The organism is Nocardiopsis listeri NBRC 13360, from assembly GCF_001570765.1.
GTDB classification, from domain to species: Bacteria; Actinomycetota; Actinomycetes; order Streptosporangiales; family Streptosporangiaceae; genus Nocardiopsis; species Nocardiopsis listeri.
The window spans coordinates 18,226-35,238 of record NZ_BCSH01000032.1 but is presented as its reverse complement, the minus strand read 5'-3'; the positions used below and the strand labels follow the sequence as shown (position 1 = coordinate 35,238).

General features: G+C 70.3%; 16 protein-coding genes. 14 read left to right on the top strand and 2 right to left on the bottom strand.

Annotated elements, in window-relative coordinates:
- Positions 1-51 precede the first annotated feature (51 nt).
- The 3 genes from NLI01S_RS10800 to NLI01S_RS10790 all read left to right on the top strand — a co-directional run bounded on the left by NLI01S_RS10800 (position 52) and on the right by NLI01S_RS10790 (position 2,555).
- Positions 52-408: a hypothetical protein gene (locus NLI01S_RS10800; protein ID WP_223809193.1), complete on the top strand. Its 357-nt coding sequence runs from the start codon at positions 52-54 to the stop codon at positions 406-408.
- A gap of 112 nt (positions 409-520) precedes the next feature.
- Complete coding sequence (locus tag NLI01S_RS10795) at positions 521-1,372, top strand: Rieske 2Fe-2S domain-containing protein (protein ID WP_067603218.1); 852 nt, start codon at positions 521-523, stop codon at positions 1,370-1,372.
- Between the two features lie 28 nt (positions 1,373-1,400).
- Positions 1,401-2,555 (top strand): FUSC family protein, encoded by a 1,155-nt coding sequence (locus NLI01S_RS10790; RefSeq protein WP_067603216.1) that lies wholly within the window; start codon positions 1,401-1,403, stop codon positions 2,553-2,555.
- Here the strand turns inward: NLI01S_RS10790 and NLI01S_RS10785 are convergent.
- Positions 2,550-3,410, bottom strand: a complete 861-nt coding sequence (locus NLI01S_RS10785) for a sigma-70 family RNA polymerase sigma factor (protein ID WP_067603214.1) — start codon at positions 3,408-3,410, stop codon at positions 2,550-2,552. The two genes, NLI01S_RS10790 and NLI01S_RS10785, sit on opposite strands and share 6 nt — an antisense overlap.
- Before the next feature lie 200 nt (positions 3,411-3,610).
- Entirely contained in the window at positions 3,611-4,546 is a 936-nt protein-coding gene (locus NLI01S_RS10780; RefSeq protein WP_067603329.1) for a glycosyltransferase family 9 protein, read from the bottom strand.
- Between the two features lie 289 nt (positions 4,547-4,835).
- Between NLI01S_RS10780 and NLI01S_RS10775 the strand changes: the two genes are divergently transcribed.
- The 11 genes from NLI01S_RS10775 (at position 4,836) to NLI01S_RS10725 (ending at position 16,860) form a co-directional block, all read left to right on the top strand.
- Positions 4,836-6,500 (top strand): carbamoyltransferase family protein, encoded by a 1,665-nt coding sequence (locus NLI01S_RS10775; RefSeq protein WP_067603213.1) that lies wholly within the window; start codon positions 4,836-4,838, stop codon positions 6,498-6,500.
- Positions 6,497-8,008, top strand: coding sequence for an HAD-IIIA family hydrolase (locus NLI01S_RS10770; protein WP_223809192.1), 1,512 nt, complete (start codon positions 6,497-6,499; stop codon positions 8,006-8,008). Before NLI01S_RS10775 ends, NLI01S_RS10770 begins: the two co-directional genes overlap by 4 nt.
- Positions 8,005-9,015: a glycosyltransferase family 9 protein gene (locus NLI01S_RS10765; RefSeq protein ID WP_067603210.1), complete on the top strand. Its 1,011-nt coding sequence runs from the start codon at positions 8,005-8,007 to the stop codon at positions 9,013-9,015. Before NLI01S_RS10770 ends, NLI01S_RS10765 begins: the two co-directional genes overlap by 4 nt.
- 101 nt (positions 9,016-9,116) lie before the next feature.
- Positions 9,117-10,070 carry a glycosyltransferase gene (locus NLI01S_RS10760; RefSeq protein ID WP_157091010.1) on the top strand — a complete coding sequence of 318 codons (954 nt, stop codon included), beginning with the start codon at positions 9,117-9,119 and terminating at the stop codon, positions 10,068-10,070.
- Positions 10,067-11,329, top strand: coding sequence for a glycosyltransferase (locus NLI01S_RS10755; RefSeq protein WP_067603209.1), 1,263 nt, complete (start codon positions 10,067-10,069; stop codon positions 11,327-11,329). Before NLI01S_RS10760 ends, NLI01S_RS10755 begins: the two co-directional genes overlap by 4 nt.
- Positions 11,329-11,919 (top strand): D-sedoheptulose-7-phosphate isomerase, encoded by a 591-nt coding sequence (locus NLI01S_RS10750; RefSeq protein WP_067603206.1) that lies wholly within the window; start codon positions 11,329-11,331, stop codon positions 11,917-11,919. The genes NLI01S_RS10755 and NLI01S_RS10750 overlap by 1 nt, the downstream gene beginning before the upstream one ends.
- Positions 11,916-13,301 carry a PfkB family carbohydrate kinase gene (locus NLI01S_RS10745; RefSeq protein ID WP_067603204.1) on the top strand — a complete coding sequence of 462 codons (1,386 nt, stop codon included), beginning with the start codon at positions 11,916-11,918 and terminating at the stop codon, positions 13,299-13,301. Before NLI01S_RS10750 ends, NLI01S_RS10745 begins: the two co-directional genes overlap by 4 nt.
- A 42-nt stretch (positions 13,302-13,343) precedes the next feature.
- Entirely contained in the window at positions 13,344-14,030 is a 687-nt protein-coding gene (locus NLI01S_RS10740) for an SDR family oxidoreductase (protein ID WP_067603202.1), read from the top strand.
- Positions 14,031-14,085: 55 nt separating this feature from the next.
- The gene (locus tag NLI01S_RS10735; RefSeq protein WP_067603316.1) at positions 14,086-15,144 is read left to right on the top strand and encodes a UDP-glucuronic acid decarboxylase family protein; all 1,059 of its coding nucleotides are present in this window, start codon (positions 14,086-14,088) and stop codon (positions 15,142-15,144) included.
- Entirely contained in the window at positions 15,095-15,970 is an 876-nt protein-coding gene (locus NLI01S_RS26320; protein WP_067603318.1) for a glycosyltransferase family 2 protein, read from the top strand. The genes NLI01S_RS10735 and NLI01S_RS26320 overlap by 50 nt, the downstream gene beginning before the upstream one ends.
- Complete coding sequence (locus NLI01S_RS10725; protein ID WP_067603200.1) at positions 15,967-16,860, top strand: glycosyltransferase family 2 protein; 894 nt, start codon at positions 15,967-15,969, stop codon at positions 16,858-16,860. Before NLI01S_RS26320 ends, NLI01S_RS10725 begins: the two co-directional genes overlap by 4 nt.
- Positions 16,861-17,013: the final 153 nt, after the last annotated feature.

Genomic DNA, 17,013 nt, shown 5'->3' with positions numbered 1-17,013 from the left:
GAGGCGATCCCAACGACGCGCGGCGCGGCACGAGAAGAGGACGTCATGGACATGAGCGCCCAGGCGAAGCGACGGCTCTCCCGAAAGGGCCGCGCCGTCGCGGTCTGCGTCCTTTTGCTGTGCACGGCCGCGCTGAAGATGGTCTGGACCTGGACCGGGGACACGGCGTTCCTCCTCGCGAGCCTCGTCCCGGTCCTGGCCGTCGCACTGCTCTGCCTGGGGGGACGGGGACAGGTCCCGTTCGAGGTGATCGGCGGCCCCTGGGACGGAGCCCGGGTGCCCGTGAACACCGTGGACCCGGACACCGAGGTTCTGGTCCTGCACACCAGCGGTGGCGAGGGTGCCCGATACGCGATCGTGGACCATCGCAGCCTGGTCTACCAGGGACAGACCCAGACCCCCGACTGAGCACCGCACACGCCCGGTGCGCGGCCCGAGGGGCCTGGAAAAACCGGTCAAGGCTCTCGAAATGTCGCCCGGGGAGGGACTGACGGCGGGCCGTCCGGGTAGCCGAGCGACCATGAGACTCGGTAAACGCATCCGCGAGATCGAACGCGAGGACCGTCTCGACCCGCTGGTCGCCCGCCTGAAGGGCCTCGCCGAACGGCTGCCCTCGGGAACGGCGCGCGACGTCCTGCACGGCGTCCAACTGGGGCACCCGCTCCACCCGATCATGATCCACCTGCCGATGGGCACGTGGACGGCCGCCGTCCTGTTGGACCTGCTGCCGGGCGACCACCGTCGCGAGGCCCGCGCTCTGGTCGACATCGGGCTGCTGACCGTCGCCCCCGCGGTGTTCAGCGGGCTGGCCGACTGGTCCCAGCAGCACGAGCGCCATCAGCGGGTGGGAGTGGTGCACGCGGCCGCGAACGGGTTGGGAACGCTGCTGTTCGGAGCCTCCTCCTTGGCGCGTGCGCGTGGCAGGGCGGGCTGGGGCAGGTGCCTGGCCCTGGCCGGCCTCGGCTCCATCGGTATCGGTGGAACACTGGGCGGCCACATCGCCTACCACCGTGCGGGTGGTGCCAACAGCGCCGACCACCTCGGAGACCTGGTGCCCCAAGGGTGGCACGACCTGGGCCCGTTGGAGGGGTACCCGGAGGGGAACCCGGCCGGTGGTGACATCGATGGTGTGCCGGTCGTGGTGGTCCGCACGGAAGGTTCGGTGTCGGTGCTGTTGGGCACCTGCCCGCACATGGGCGCACCCCTGGCCGAGGGGGAGTCGACCGACGGGTGCCTACGCTGCCCCTGGCACGGAAGCGAGTTCCGGCTCGACGATGGAACGGTCGTCCACGGGCCCGCGACCGCCCCCGTGGAACCCCTGGAGACGTCGATCGTGGACGGCAGACTGTGGGTCAGGCTTTCCTCCGTCTAGGGCGGAGGGCACCGTTCGAGGGAAGACGATGGTCCTGGAGAAGCTGAGGAGAGCACTGTGCCGCGCCTATCGGAGGCGCGGATTCGAACGGGAGATCTTGGTCTTCGTCGTCAAGTCCGCGTTGGCCTCCGTCATCGCCTTCGCGGTGGGAGTCTTGATGGGGGAGAAGACCCAGCTGGGGTTCGCGGTCTTCGCGGCGCTGCTGGTGGTTCGGCCCACCGTCTACGGTTCGGTGTTGAGCTCCAGCCGTTACGTGGTGGCCGTGTTCCTCGGGGCCCTGCTGGCCGGGGTCATCGGCCTCACGGTGGGAACGCACCTGTGGTCGTTCACCCTGGCCATCGTGGTGGCGTTGCTGTTGGGGCAGGTGAAGCAGTTCGGTGGCCAGAGCGGCCAGCTCGCGGTGATCGCGGGGTTCGCCCTGGCGAGCGGGTCGGCGACCAATGTCGATGAACTGGGTTCGCTGATGCTCATGGTCTGTGTCGGCTCGGTGAGCGCCTTGGTCGTCAACGTCCTCATGGCTCCCGCCATTCGTTTCCGGGACGCGGAGAACGCCGTGCTGGACTTCGCGGACGGGTTGTCCACCCTCAGCGGCGACATCGCCGAAGGGTTGAGAGGTGGGGAGGAAGGGCTCACTCTGGACCGGTGGGACCAGGCCTGTGAAAGACTCGACGGCACTGTGCGCAACGCCCTGGAGACGGTCGGTCGGCAGGAGGACCGCTTCCGGCTGAACCCCCGACGCCTCGTGAGACGACAGGCCGTACCGGTCGGTCGGCTGAGGACCTACCGGAACTGGATCTACGCCCTGAGCCGCGCCTCCCAGCACATGCGATCCCTCGTGCGGACCCTACGGGCGGCACTCGACGTCGGTGCCCGCTCTCCCACGCTCGACGACGCCTTCCTCCAAGAGTTGGCGCCCGTGATGGAACGGGTCTCGAAGACCTTCGCGCTCGTGCGGGACACGGAGGAGCCGGAGCACCACCTCCCCTCCGACGACCTCAGGGCCTTGGTCGACGAGGTTCTGGACAAGGTCGTGGAGCAACGTGAACGCATGCTCCGTTCCTGGGACGACGAGCGATGGCCGGTCTATGGTGCCCTGCTCACCGACGTCGAGCGAATCCTGGAGGAGATCGACCAGGGGCAAGAGAACAGCAGCCGCGCCGCCGGCGACCGACCGGGCTCATGAGCCACGATCGGGCTTTCGGTTCCAGGGCGCGCTTCCGGGCGGGTCGTCCTCCGCCAGTTCCTTGCGCAGACGCTCCAGCGAGGCGGTGAGCAATCGTGAGACGTGCATCTGGGAGCAACCCGCCTCCTGGGCGATGCGCTCCTGCTTCCATTCGTCGAAGAAGCTTCGTTTGAGGATGAGTTTCTCCCGGTCGGGGAGCGCGAGCAGGGCGGACCGGGCGGCCTCGCGTTGCATCACCAGGTCCAGGTCGTGGTCCTCCACCCCCAGGTACCGCTCCCAGGCGGAGGAGGAGTCCTCCCTGCGGGGTTCGGGAGCGTCCAGGGACATGGTGTCGTAGGCCTCCGACACCAAGAGAATCTCTTCGATCTCCTTGACCGTGACCTCCATCTCCCGGGCGATCTCCTCGTTGGTCGGTGTGCGGGCCAGCCGCTGCTCCAGCTCCTGTCTGGCCTTGCGCAACCGTGGGCGTTGGGACTGGGCCCCTCGCGGGGTGTGGACCGCCCACGTGTGGTCGCGGAAGTGGCGTTTGATCTCCCCGGTGACGGTGGGCAGCAGGTAGGAGATGAAGGCCTTGCCACGGTCGGGTTCATAGCCGTTGATCGCCTTGGCCAGCCCGAGATAGGCCGTCTGGCACAGGTCCTCGACGCTTTCGCCCCTGCCTCGGTAGCGGCGGGCGATGCGATTCAGCATCGGTTTGTAATGCGCCAGGACACGCTCTCGTAGCCTTTTGGCCCTGGGGTCGTCCCGGTCCAGGCCTTGGAGCGCCCAGAGCAGGTCCTCGGCGGAGGCGTCCTGGGTCGGTTCGTCGCCGGGTCTGGCGGGGGCTGGAACCGTGGTGGTCACGGAGGAATGCATATCGAGCCTCCAAACCGTCCGCTGTACGGACGGTGTCGTGGGTGCACGGCGCCTGGAAACGGGCGTCGTGTCTCCGCGTGATGGAAGTGGGGGAGGCTGATCGCGGAGAACGCATCGGCTCGACTCTGCCCGGAAACAGAGGCGTGGGAAACATGACTGTGCGGACTTGGCCGACTCTTGCTCCCAGGTTTTCCCCATCCTCATTCGTCGAGGGGTCCCTTCCGGGACAGCGCGCGTTCGCACGCGCTCAGGACCCGGTCGACGGTGATGGCGGCCAGGCCCGGGTCGAGATGATCGGCGTGGGGGTCGCCCCTCGTGCCCGACCACAGGCATTCGTGGCGATCGCCGTCCACCAGCGGTCCCCACAGTGAGGGGGGCATGGGACCGAACAGCCGTACCGAAGGTGTTCCGTAGGCGGTCGCCAGGTGGGCCACTCCCGTGTCCCCGCACACGAGCAGTCGCGCTCGGCGGACCAGTTCGGCCAGTCCCGGCACGTCGGTCCGGCCCGCCGTGACCGTCTCCCGCCCCAGTCCGGCCTCCCGCGCCACCTGTTCGGCAAGGGGACGCTCCCCGCTCGATCCGGTGAACAGGATCTCGAATCCCAGGTCCGCCAGCCACCTGGCCACGTACGCGAACCGGTGTGATGGCCACCTGCGAGAGGCGGACGCCGCGCCGGGGTGCACGATCACCGTGTCCCGTTCGGGCTCTGATCCCCGAGAAGGGGCGGGCCAGCGCAGGTTCGTCGGGTCGGTGGCCACACCGTTCCATTCCAGGAGCCCGCACCAGAGCCTGGTGTCGTGCACCGGCCCCGGCCACGGGGCGTCCTCGTGCGACGATCCGGTGGGACCCCCGTAGGCCCACAACCGTCTCGGGGCGAGGGTGTTCAGAGCGGCCGTGCTCTGCGGGCCACGACCGTGCAGGTTCACCGCCAGATCGGGTGCCACGCCCCTCCACGGTGGCGGCTGTAGTGGTCCTGTCGGAATGACGGTCCATCGCAGACCGGCCAGCCACACCAGGTCGCGATACCAGGAGGGCGCCGCGAGGAAACGGTCGTGATGGGGCAGGGCCCGTTCCAGGGCGCGAAGAGCCGGAACCGCGGTGCCGAAGTCGCCCAGACCCAGTGATCGGCAGACCAAGAGCGAAGGCGCGTTCCGAGGGGAACGTGGTTCGTCCCCCCCACCGGTTCCGACGGCTCGCCCGACCCCTTCCATGTCCCCGCTCCTGACCTTTCACCACTCTCTCCAAACCCCCGGGCCTCTCCGAACCCCCGGGGGTGAGGTGCCAGCCCACTACTCCCGTTTTCGGACGGTTCGGGAACCCACGGGCCACTCCTTCCCCACAGTCACGTTTACCGACGTTCGCCCCAGGTAGTCGAGTGCTTGTACTCGGTATCGGCTCACGAACTCGAGATGAGGGAGGCAGGCCATGCGGGTGTTGGGCGTCAACGCCGTCTTCCACGATCCGGCCGCCGCGGTGGTGGTGGACGGTACGACAGTCGCCGCCGCGGAGGAGGAGAGGTTCTCCCGCCGTAAACACGGCAAGGAGGCGGTCCCCTTCTCCACCTGGGAGCTTCCGACCCAGTCGATGCACTGGTGCCTGCGGGAGGCCGGGCTGACACCCGCGGACCTGGACGCGGTCGCCTATTCCTATGATCCGCGGCTCGCCACGGAGGAGGGACCCGGCCTGGAACCCGGCTGGGAGCGTCTGCGGTTGATCTACGTCGAACGCGCTCCGTACTTCCTGGCCACGGCCCTTCCCGGACTGGACCCGGGCAAGGTGGTGTACGTACCGCACCACGTCGCACACGCGGCCTCCGCCGCGCTGGCCGCGCCGACCACCGCCGAGGGCGGTGTGGACCGGGCGTTCCTGGTCGCCGACGGGCGAGGCGAGAACACCTCGCACATGGCGGGCTCCTACTCGGAGAAGGGCGAGCTGGACGTTCTCGTCCGCCAGCCGCTGCCCGAGTCCCTGGGGATGGTCTACGAGGAACTCACCCAACACCTCGGTTTCCGACGTTCCAGCGACGAGTACAAGGTCATGGCACTGGCCTCCTACGGCAAACCCACCATGAACGAGGCGCTGAAGGAGTACGTCGACTATCTGGGCGACGGCCGGATCGTGGCCTCGGGGGTGGACTGGGATTCCTTCGCCCCGGCCCGGACCGCGGGGGAGGAACCCGACCGCGAACACGCCGACCTGGCCGCCAGCGTGCAGAACAGGATGGAGGAGGTCCTCCTCGAACTCGTGGGCTGGCTGCACGAGCGGACCGGGCAGCGGCGCCTGGCGATGGCGGGAGGAGTCGCCCTCAACTGCGTCGCCAACAGCCGCATCGTGAGAGAGGGGCCCTTCGAGGACGTGTGGGTCCAACCGGCCTCGGGCGACGCCGGCACGGCCCTGGGGGCGGCTCTGCAGGTCGCCGTCGACCTGGGCGACACGATCACCCCGATGCCCGGCGCGGACCTGGGACGCAGCTGGGACGAGGAGGAGTTGGCCCGGATCCTGACCGAGGCCGACCTGGAGTTCGAACGTCCCGACGACCTCGCCGCGGAGGTGGCCCGGGCCTTGGGGGAGGACGCCCTGGTCGCCTGGTTCCAGGGCCGGTCCGAATACGGACCCCGGGCCCTGGGTCACCGGTCCCTGCTGGCCAATCCCGCGCGTGAGGACAACCTCGAACGGCTCAACACGGTCAAGGGGCGTGAGCAGTTCCGCCCGGTGGCGCCGATGGTGTCCGCGGACCGCGCGCCCGAGATCTTCTCGGGAGGGCCCCTGCCCAGTCCCTACATGCTCTTCGTCCACGACGTGGCACCCGAGTGGCGCGATCGCGTACCGGCGGTGGTCCACGTCGACGGTACGGCACGGGTGCAGACCGTGGCGCCCGAGGACGATCCGCTCACCGCCCGGTTGCTCTCGGAGTTCGACGCTCTCACCGGCGTCCCCGTCCTGGTCAACACCAGCCTGAACACCGCGGGCCGTCCCATGGTCGACTCGCCGTGGGACGCGCTCGAGTGCTTCGGCTCCGCACCGGTGGACGTTCTGGCCCTGGGCCCCTTCCTCGTCCGTCGGGGTGGTCTTGGAGGCAAACGTTCATGATGGATCCCGAGTACGCGCCCGAGTACGCGATCGTCGTCCCGACCGTGGGCCGTCCCGGTCTGGCCGAACTGCTGCGCCCCGTGTTGGAGGCGCCCGAGGAGAGCGCCCCGTCCGACGTGGTGGTCGTCGACGACCGCCCGGAGGACGAGGCGACCGGACCGCTTCCGGGCATCGACGACCCGCGGGTGCGGACGCTACGTACGGGAGGTCGGGGGCCGGCGACGGCACGGCAGGCCGGATGGCAGTCCTGTACCGCCCCGTGGATCGTCTTCCTCGACGACGACGTGCGACCTCCGTGGGACTGGGCGCACCGGCTGAGGGGCGACCTTCGCTCGGTGCCACGGGGTGTGGCCGGAACCCAGGGGCGCATCGTCGTTCCCCGACCCGAGGGACGACGCCCCACCGACTCCGAACGGAACACCATCGCCCTGGAACGGGCCCGGTGGATCACCGCCGACCTGGCGTTGCGTAGAAGCGCCCTGGAACGGGTCGGCGGGTTCGACACCCGCTTCCGCCGGGCCTACCGGGAGGACACCGACCTGGCGTTGCGCCTGGAGGACGCCGGTTTCCGCCTGCGCCAAGGCGCCAGGGTGTGCGTCCATCCCCTGGCCGAGGGGAGGCCACGCGCCTCCCTGAGCGCCCAACGGGGCAACGCCGACGACGTCCTGATGCGTCACCTGCACGGCACGCGTTGGCGCGAACGTGTGGAGGAACCACGGGGCACCCTGCGTTCACACCTGATCACCACCGCCCTGCCGTTGGCGGCCCTGGCCGCGACGGTCAAGGGACATCCACGACTCGCGGCCGCGGCCGGCGCCCTCTGGGCCGCCCGCACCGTGGGCTTCGCGGCGCGCAGGATCGTGGCCGGACCGGCCCGGTTCGACGAATGGGTCGACATGGCACTCACCAGCGTGGCCATCCCACCTCTGGCTGTCTGGTACAGGGGCGTCGGCGAGCTCCGGTACGCAAGGGCCCATCGCCGGCCTTCGGTGCGGGCCGTGCTCTTCGACCGTGACGGAACGTTGGTGGAGGACGTCCCCTACAACGGCGACCCCGACCGGGTGGTGCCCCGACCGGGTGCGGCCGAGGCGGTCGCCCTGGCCCGAGAACACGGGCTGGCGGTCGCGGTGGTGACCAACCAGTCCGGAATCGGCCGGAAGATGATCACCGAGGAGGACGTGGCCGCCGTCAACCGCAGGATCGACCGGCTCATCGGGCCGGTGGACCTGTGGTCGCTCTGTCCTCATCGGGAGGAGGACGGGTGTTCCTGCCGCAAACCCCGACCGGGGATGGTCGTCGGGGCGGCGTGGGCCCTGGGCGTGGCCCCGGCGGAGTGCGCGGTGGTGGGCGACATCGGCGCCGACGTGGAGGCCGCTGCGGCGGCCGGGGCGCGGGGGATCCTGGTGCCCACCCCAAGGACCCGCGAGGAGGAGGTCCGCGGCGCTCCCGAGGTGGCCGAGGACCCCTTCGCCGCGGTGTCGCGACTGGTCGAGGGTGGGCGCACATGAGTGCCGGCACCGTGCTGGTGGCACGCATGGACAGCATGGGGGACGTGGTGCTGTCCGGGCCGGCCGTGCGCGCGGCGGCGCGCACCGCGGACCGCGTCGTCATGTTGGTGAGTCCCCGAGGTGCTCCGGTGGCCCGGCTGCTGCCCGGCGTGGACGACGTCCTGGTGTGGCGCTGCCCGTGGATCGACCCGCGCCCGTCCCCGGTCGAGCGCGAGGACGTCGAACACCTGGTGGAGCGCATCGCCGACATCGGTGTCGACGAGGCCATGATCCTGACCTCCTTCCACCAGTCACCACTGCCCTTGGCCCTGCTGCTCAGGATGGCCGGGGTGGGACGCGTCGCCGCCATCAGTGAGGACTACCCCGGCAGTCTCCTGGACGTACGACACCGAGTCGCGCGGGGCCTGCCCGAACCCGAACGGGCCCTGTCCCTCATGGTGGCCGCCGGCCACCGGCCGGACCCGGACGACGACGGCCGACTGGCCCTCACCGACTCCCTGCCCGACACCCGTGGACTCACCGGGCCCGACGGATACGTCGTCGTGCACGTGGGGGCCGACGCCCCTTCCCGGGAACTCCCGCTCGAGCTGGGCGCCGACGTGGCGGCATCGCTGAGCGGACGGGGACATCGGGTCGTGGTGACGGGCGACGACCACGACAGGGCCACCGAGGTGGCCGCCGACCACGCACTGAACCTGGCGGCCCGCACGAGCACGGCCGAACTGGCCGACGTGCTCCGCCGTGCCAGGGTCCTCACGGTGGGCAACACCGGGCCCGCGCACCTGGCGGCCGCTCTGCGCACCCCCGTCGTCTCGCTCTTCGCGCCCGTCGTCCCGGCTTCGGCCTGGGCCCCCTACAAGGTCGACCGTCGTGTCCTGGGTGATCAGGACGCCCCCTGCGCCGGTACCCGTGCCCGCGAGTGCCCGGTCCCCGGTCACCCGTGTCTGAACAACGTCACCACCGAGGACGTGCTGACCGCGATCGAGGAGCTGGAGGACACCGAATGAGCGTGCGCGCGGAAGCGGCCGTCCGGCCGCCACGGCAGGACACACCGGTACCGGTGGAGACACCGGCGGTACGGACACCCACACGACACCGCCGGATCCTGATGTGGCACGTCCACGGGTCGTGGACGACCGCCTTCGTCCATTCCGGACACACCTGCGTCCTTCCCCTGGATCCCGAGCGGGGGCCGGACGGGCGGGGCAGGGCCCGGACCTGGGACTGGCCGGTCAACGCGGTGGAGGTCCCCGTGGACGAACTCCACGACACCGAGATCGACCTGGTGGTCCTGCAACGACCACATGAGCCGGAGCTGGCCGAACGCCTGCTCGGCAGGGTGCCGGGACGAGACGTTCCGGCGGTCTACGTCGAACACGACACACCTCGGGGAGGCGTGCCGAACACCCGACACCCCCTCGCCGACCGCTCGGACATACCGGTCGTGCACGTCACGCACTTCAACGCGCTGTTCTGGGACTGTGGTCGCGCGCCCACCCGCGTGGTCGAACACGGCGTTCCGGACCCCGGCCACCTCTACACGGGGCGGACCGAACGTGTGGGGGTGGTGCTCAACGAACCCCTGCGCCGGTGGCGCTTCACCGGCACGGACCTGCTTCCGGCCATGGCGGAGGAGGTCCCCTTGGACCTCTTCGGGATGTCGGTGGGGGAGGTACCGCGGCGACTCGGCCTGGAGGACGCGGCGTTGCGCGTGTACGAGGATCCGCCACAGGCGGCCATGCACGCCGAACTGGCCCACCGCAGGGCCTACCTGCATCCGCTGCGCTGGACCTCGCTGGGGCTCTCCCTCATCGAGGCCATGATGCTCGGGTCGCCGGTCGCCGCGCTGGGAACCACCGAAGCCTACGAGGCGGTGCCATCGGAAGCCGGAGTGGTGTCAACGGACCCGTACGTCCTGCGAGAGGCCCTCCGCGGTTACCTGGAGGACCACGAACACGCCATCCGTACCGGTACGGCGGCTCGCGAGGCCGCACTGCGACGGTACGGACTCTCCCGGTTCCTCGACGACTGGGAGCGGCTGTTGGAGGAGGTGTCACGATGAGGATCGCCATGGTCTCCGAACACGCCAGTCCGCTGGCGTGCATCACCGGTGAGGACGCGGGCGGCCAGAACGTCCACGTGGCGGAACTGGCCACCGCTTTGGCCCGACGAGGCCACGAGGTGGTGGTCTACACGCGCCGGGCCGACACCACGACGCCCGACCGGGTGCCCTTCACCGAGGGTGTGCGCGTCGACCACCTGAGGGCCGGCCCCGCCGCCCCGGTGGCCAAGGACCACCTGCCGCCCCACATGCCCGCGTTCGGGCGCGGGTTGCGTCGGGCCTGGTCGTGGTGGAGACCGGACGTCGTCCACGCCCACTTCTGGATGAGCGGCATGGCGGCGATACCGGCCGCCGAAGCCCTCGACATACCGGTACTCCAGACCTTCCACGCCCTGGGATCGGTCAAGCGTCGTTTCCAGGGCGCGGCCGACACCAGCCCACCCGAGCGGTGCGAGGTCGAACGCACCGTGGCGCGCAAGAGCACCATGGTGGTGGCGACCTCACGGGAGGAGAGGTCCGAACTGCTGACCTGGGGCGTGCACCCGGAGAGGGTGGCCGTCGTCCCGTGCGGCGTGGACACCGAACGCTTCTCGCCCTTCGGCCCCGTCGCGACCCGGGCCATGGGCCCGCGGGTGCTGAGCCTGGGACGCATGGTCCCGCGCAAGGGCGTGGACACGGTGATCCGCGCTATGGAGAAGGTACCCGGCGCCGAACTGATCGTGGCGGGAGGACCCCGACCGGAGGACATGGAGGACGACCCGGAGGTGTGTCGTCTGCGCACCCTGGCCGCTCGTCTGGACCTGGCCGAGCGCGTGCGCTTCCTGGGCAGCGTCGACCGCGCCGAGGTGCCGACCCTGATCAGGTCGGCGGACGTGGCGGTGAACACTCCCTGGTACGAGCCCTTCGGGCTCTCGACCCTGGAGTCCATGGCCTGCGGCGTCCCCGTGATCGCCTCACGGGTGGGCGGCCACAAGGACACCGTCGTGCCGGGGGAGACGGGACTACTCGTTCCGCCACGCGCACCGGGGAGTCTGGCCGAGTCCCTGCGCCACCTGCTCGCCGACCCCGCTGAACGGGCGGCCTTCGCCGAGTCCTCTCGGCGGCGGGTCGACGAACTGTACTCGTGGGCCGAGGTGGCGCGGGCCACCGAGGAGTGCTACCTGGCCCTGGCGCGGCCAGAACCGCCCCGACCGAGGATCTCCTCCGAACGTGCCGTGGAGCGAACGTTGGGAACGGCGTTCGCGGGAGGTGACAACTGATGCACACCCACCTGCGTGAACTGTCCGAAGCGTTGGCGGGCACCGACGTGGAACGGGTCGAGGACTGGGGGAGCAGGGCCGCTCCCGCCTTGGCCGCGGGGCGACGCCTGTTCGCCTGCGGCAACGGTGGGAGCGCCGCGGAGGCGCAACACCTGACGGCCGAACTGACCGGTCGCTTCGAGCGCGAGCGCGGGCCCCTGTCGGCCCTGGCCCTGCACGCGGAGACCTCCAGCGTGACCGCCATCGCCAACGACTACGGCTATCAGCACGTCTACGCACGTCAGCTCCGTGCCCACGCCGCACCGGGGGACATCCTGGTGTGCCTGTCCACCAGTGGCAACAGCGAGAACGTCGTGGAGACGGTCAAGGCGGCCCATGAACTCGGTGTCGTGAGCTGGTCTTTGACCGGTTCCGTCTCCTGCGCCCTGGAGGCGTTGAGCGACGAGACCGTCGCGGTTCCGGCGGGGTCGGTGTCGACCGTCCAGGAGGTGCACCTGGTGCTCGTCCACGTCTTCTGCGCGGCCGTGGAGCGGGGACTGGTACGAAACGACCGGGCCGTCACCGCACCCACACCGAGGACGGCATCATGAGCGGCCCGACGATCGTGGTGATCGGGGACGCCTTGCTGGACGTGGATCTGCGAGGCGAGTCCCGGCGCTCGTGCCCGGGAACCTCCGCGCCGGTGCTGGAACGCACCACGCGCTGGTCCCGACCCGGGGGAGCGGCACTGACCGCCGGTCTGCTCAGCGAGCACGAAGGGGTACACGTGGTGCTCCTGACCGCCCTGGGTGAGGACGACGCGGCGGCGGAGATCGCACGCGGCCTGGGGACGGGGGTCCGACTCGTCTCACCGTCCGCGCGGGAACACACCCCCACCAAGACACGGATCCTGGCCGAGGGCGTCACCGTCGCGCGCGTGGACGAGGGGTGCGACCCCGACTTCGAATGGCCCGACGACATGGACGTGCGCGCCCTCATCGACCGGGCCTCGGCCGTGCTGGTCTCGGACTACGGCCTGGGAACGACCCATCAGGGCGTCGTTCGCGCGGCCGTGTCCGAAGCGGTCGGACGTGTACCGGTGGTGTGGGACCCGCACCCGAAGGGCGCCGCGCCCGTCGAAGGCGTGGACCTGGTCACGCCGAACGAGACGGAGTCGCTCCTCGCAGGAGACGGGGAACGGGACACACCCTGGGAGAGGGCGAGCCGGCTCGTCGACCGGTGGAGGGCCCGCGCGGTCGCCGTCACGCTGGGGGAGGAGGGCGCGATCTGGTCCGATGCCCGAGGTCGCCGTGGCCGTTCCCGATCGTGGCCGATGGGCGTGCCCACGGACACGTGCGGGGCCGGTGACGCCTTCGCCGCCGCGTGCGTCGCGGCCAGGGCCGTGGGCACCGACATCCAGGGCGCGGTGGAGGCGGGCACCTCCGCGGCCACCGAGTTCGTCGACCGAGGAGCGGCCGGAGCGTACGCGACCTCGCCCAAGCGGCGGGGACCGGCCATCAGTCTCCTCACCCCCTCACCGATCACCGAGAGCGCACGGCGTGGTGGAGGACGCGTCGTGGCCACCGGCGGCTGCTTCGACGTGTTGCACGCCGGCCACGTGGAACTGCTGCGGCGCGCACGTGAACTCGGCGACCACCTGGTCGTGCTGCTCAACGACGACGCCTCGGTCCGGACGTTGAAGGGTCGGGGCCGACCCGTGGTCCCCGAACACGACCGGGCCCAGATCCTGGCAGCGCTGGAGTGCGTGGACACGGTGGTCCTCTTCGCCGACCCCACACCGGTCCGGATCCTCGAACGGATCAGACCCGACGTGTGGGTCAAGGGCGGGGACTACGACCCCGAACTGTTGCCCGAGACCTCCGTGGTCCGGGAGGCGGGCGGCGAGGTGCTCACCATGCCGCTCCTGGCCGGACGGTCCACCAGCGGGGTCATCGAACGCATACGCGAACGCGCGGGAGCACCCGCGCTCTGAAGACCGAAGACCGAACGCCGACCAGGGAGAAGGAGAACGCAGATGCGTGAGATCGGTACGACGCTGGTCACCGGAGGAGCCTCGGGACTGGGAGCGGCCACCGCCCGGGCGATCGCCGAGGAGGGCGGCACCCCGGTGGTGCTGGACCGTCGGCACCCCGGCATCGACGTGGCGTTCGAGGAGGTGGACCTGGCCGACCGCGGAGCCGTGGAGAAGGCGGTCTCCCACGTGGTGGAGTCCCACGGACGGATCGACGCGATCGTCAACGCCGCCGGGACGGACGCCTGCGGGCCCCTGGCCGAGGTCGGCGCGGACGAATGGGAACGCGTGATCGCCGTGAACCTCCTGGGGACCGTCGCGGTCACCAGGTCGGCCCTGCCCCACCTGAAGGACAGCGGGGGCACGATCGTCAACTGCGCCTCCACCCTGGGTCTGAGGGCGCTCAGCGACGCCACCGCCTACTGTGCCTCCAAGTTCGGCGTCGTCGGGTTCACCCGGGCGCTGGCGGCCGAACTCGCCGGAACGGTCGGCGTCACCCTGCTGGTCCCCGGTGGTATGCGCACCGCCTTCTTCGACGACAGGCCCGAACAGTACAAGCCGGGCCCCGACGCCAAGCTCAACGATCCCGCCGACGTCGCCGCGACCGTGCTCTTCGCTCTTCGCCAGCCACAGGGCTGCGAGGTCCGCGAGATGGTCGTGTGTCCCTCGAACGAGACCTCGTGGCCCTGAGGGACCGATGGAACCGGCGCTTCGGCGCGAACCCATCCCAGAGGAGGAACAAGCCATGCGGAACTCCGGACAGGGCACCGTCCTGGTGACGGGCGGTGCCGGCTTTCTCGGATCCCACCTGTGCGATCGGCTGGTGGAACGAGGTCAGCGCGTGGTGTGCCTGGACAACCTGGCCACCGGACGGACCGAGAACGTGCGACACCTGTTGGACCATCCGAGGTTCAGCCTGTTCCTGGCCGACGTGACGGACACATGGGAGATCGACGAGCCGCTGACCGCGGTGTTCCACCTCGCGTCCGCGGCCTCGCCCCCGGACTACCAGCGCCTGCCAGTGGAGACGCTGGAGGCGGGGAGCCTGGGGACGAGGAACGCGCTCCGTTGCGCCAAGGAGCATGGGGCGCGCCTGGTCCTGGTCTCCACCAGTGAGGTCTACGGCGACCCGAGGGAGCACCCACAGCGCGAGACCTACTGGGGCAACGTCAACCCGGTCGGACCGCGCAGCGTCTACGACGAGGCCAAACGCTACGCCGAGGCCCTGGTCATGGCGCATCACCGGGAACGCTTGGTCGACGTCGGTATCGCGCGGGTCTTCAACACCTACGGGCCCCGGATGCGCCCGGACGACGGGCGCATGATCCCGAACTTCATCACGCAGGCGCTCTCCGGTCGGCCGCTCACCGTCACCGGCAACGGACAGCAGACCCGTTCGGTCTGCTACGTCGCCGACACGGTGGAGGGCCTGCTCATGCTCGGCGACAACGAAGCTCCCGGACCGATCAACATCGGCAGTCAGGAGGAGGTCTGCGTGCTCACGTTGGCGCACTTCGTCCGTGACTTCTCCGGATCCCGCTCCGAGATCGAGTTCATCGAACGGCCCGAGGACGATCCGCACTACCGCAAGCCGGACATCACCAAGGCCAGGGCCGAGCTCGGCTGGAGTCCGCACGTCCGGTTGGAGGAGGGGATGCGACGCACGCTCGCCTTCTTCATGGAGCGTCAGACCGCTCTGACCACCGGTCCCGGGGACGATCGCCCGAACCCGTCACGGAAGGAGACACAGGATGGTGTCGCACACCGAGCAGCCCAGGGTCTCGGTCGTGGTGATCACGCGTGACCGGGTCGACGAACTGAGCCGCACGCTGACCGAGCTCCGAACGCTGCGACCACGGCCACCCGTGGTCGTGGTGGACAACGCTTCCACGGACACCACCGCAGAGACGGTCCGGAACGACTTCCCGGAGGTCATCCTGGTCCGGAACCGGCGCAACACCGGGTGTGCGGCGCGCGACACGGGGGTGGCGCGTACCGACACCCCCTACGTCGCCTTCAGCGACGACGATTCCTGGTGGTATCCGGGGGCCCTGGAAAGCGCGGCCGACGCCTTCGACGCCCACCCCCGACTGGGGCTGGTCGCGGCCGCGGTCTACGTCGGGGAGGAAGAACGTGAGGATCCGGTGAACCGACGTCTGGTGGAGAGCCCGTTGGAGCCCGCAGCCGACCTTCCCGGGCCCCGCGCGATGGGATTCATGGCCTGCGCCGCGGTCGTGCGCCGTTCGGCCTTCGACCAGGCAGGAGGGTTCGGATCATTGCTCTTCTTCGGGGGTGAGGAGACGCTCCTGGCCCAGAACCTGGCGGCACGGGGATGGGGACTGTGCCATCTGCCGGACGTGCACGCCCACCACAGGCCCTCCAGTTCACGACCGCCCGGGCGGTGGCGACGCGTATTGGAGGAACGCAACGCCCTGCTCACCGTGTGGTCGCGCCGGAGCCCGAGGACCGTCCTGACGCGCACCGCCCGGGCCGTGGCCCGTGCGGTGCGCGACGCCGAGGTGCGAAGCGCCTTGGGCCTGGCACTGCTGCTGGCACCCCGTGCGTTGGCCGACCGACGACGTGTGCCCGCGTCGGTGGAGCGGGACCTTCTCCTGTTGGAGAGAGCGTGAGTTCCCCGATCGGCGTCGTGGTCATCACCCGGGACCGCCGCGAGGAACTGCTGAGGACCTTGCGGTACCTGGAGGAGCTGCCCGAGGACCCGCCCATCGTGGTCGTGGACAACGCCTCCACGGACGGCACCTCGGAGGCCGTGGCCGCGCGTCATCCCGAGGTGGGGTTGATCAGGTCCGAAGCCAACCTCGGAGCGGTGGGACGCAACGTGGGGGTCGAGGCCCTGCCCACCCCCTACGTGGCCTTCTGCGACGACGACACCTGGTGGGAGCCCGGTTCCCTGGCCAGGGCCGCCCGGTTGCTCGACGACCACCCCGACCTCGGCGCGGTCACCGCGCGTCTGTTGGTCGAACCGGCGGGTGAGGAGGACCCGCTCACCCCGGAACTGCGTGACTCCCCGCTGCCTCGACCCGAGGGGCTGCCCGGTCCGGCGATCCTGGGCATCCTCGCGGGGGTGAGCGTGCTCCGGATCGACGCGTTCTGGCAGGTGGGCGGCTTCTCACACCGTCTGTGGCTGGGCGGGGAGGAGGAACTCCTCGCGCTGGACCTGGCGGCCGCCGGTTGGTGGATGTGCTGGGATGAGTCCATGGTGGCCCACCACGCGGCCTCCCTGGTCCGGGATCCGCGTGCCCGCCGACGCCAGGGGATCCGCAACACCCTGTGGACCGCCTGGCTGCGGCGCTCTCCTCGCGGGGCGCTCGCGCACACCCGTTCCGTGCTCGGTTCGGCACCGGCCGACGCCACCACCGCCCTGGCCGTGTGCGAGGCCCTGGCCGGGCTTTCCTGGGTCCTGCGCGAACGCCGGACCGTACCCGCGCACGTGGAGCGAGGACTGCGACTGCTGGCAGAACCCCGCCGTGACTCACCGGCCCGACGCTACGTCGGTTAGGCAGTGTTTTTTAGAGCCCCCGACGGCGCTTCGTCCCACCCGTCGCCCACCAACCTCAACGGACGCCTGCGGCGCGGTCCTGTCGGATGTTCGGGCGCCCCGAAAAGTCGGGAACGGGTCGAAGGGAACACCGTGGCGCCTACGGTGCGATCC

Excerpts from the sequence above, each read along its gene's own strand:
- NLI01S_RS10775 (WP_067603213.1), top strand. The coding sequence starts at position 4,836 with ATGCGGGTGTTGGGCGTCAACGCCGTCTTCCACGATCCGGCCGCCGCG.
- NLI01S_RS10755 (WP_067603209.1), top strand. The coding sequence starts at position 10,067 with ATGAGGATCGCCATGGTCTCCGAACACGCCAGTCCGCTGGCGTGCATC.
- NLI01S_RS10735 (WP_067603316.1), top strand. The coding sequence starts at position 14,086 with ATGCGGAACTCCGGACAGGGCACCGTCCTGGTGACGGGCGGTGCCGGC.
- NLI01S_RS10745 (WP_067603204.1), top strand. The coding sequence starts at position 11,916 with ATGAGCGGCCCGACGATCGTGGTGATCGGGGACGCCTTGCTGGACGTG.
- NLI01S_RS10770 (WP_223809192.1), top strand. The coding sequence starts at position 6,497 with ATGATGGATCCCGAGTACGCGCCCGAGTACGCGATCGTCGTCCCGACC.
- NLI01S_RS10760 (WP_157091010.1), top strand. The coding sequence starts at position 9,117 with ATGTGGCACGTCCACGGGTCGTGGACGACCGCCTTCGTCCATTCCGGA.
- NLI01S_RS10795 (WP_067603218.1), top strand. The coding sequence starts at position 521 with ATGAGACTCGGTAAACGCATCCGCGAGATCGAACGCGAGGACCGTCTC.
- NLI01S_RS10765 (WP_067603210.1), top strand. The coding sequence starts at position 8,005 with ATGAGTGCCGGCACCGTGCTGGTGGCACGCATGGACAGCATGGGGGAC.
- NLI01S_RS10740 (WP_067603202.1), top strand. The coding sequence starts at position 13,344 with ATGCGTGAGATCGGTACGACGCTGGTCACCGGAGGAGCCTCGGGACTG.
- NLI01S_RS10750 (WP_067603206.1), top strand. The coding sequence starts at position 11,329 with ATGCACACCCACCTGCGTGAACTGTCCGAAGCGTTGGCGGGCACCGAC.
- NLI01S_RS10785 (WP_067603214.1), bottom strand. The coding sequence starts at position 3,410 with ATGCATTCCTCCGTGACCACCACGGTTCCAGCCCCCGCCAGACCCGGC.
- NLI01S_RS10800 (WP_223809193.1), top strand. The coding sequence starts at position 52 with ATGAGCGCCCAGGCGAAGCGACGGCTCTCCCGAAAGGGCCGCGCCGTC.
- NLI01S_RS10790 (WP_067603216.1), top strand. The coding sequence starts at position 1,401 with ATGGTCCTGGAGAAGCTGAGGAGAGCACTGTGCCGCGCCTATCGGAGG.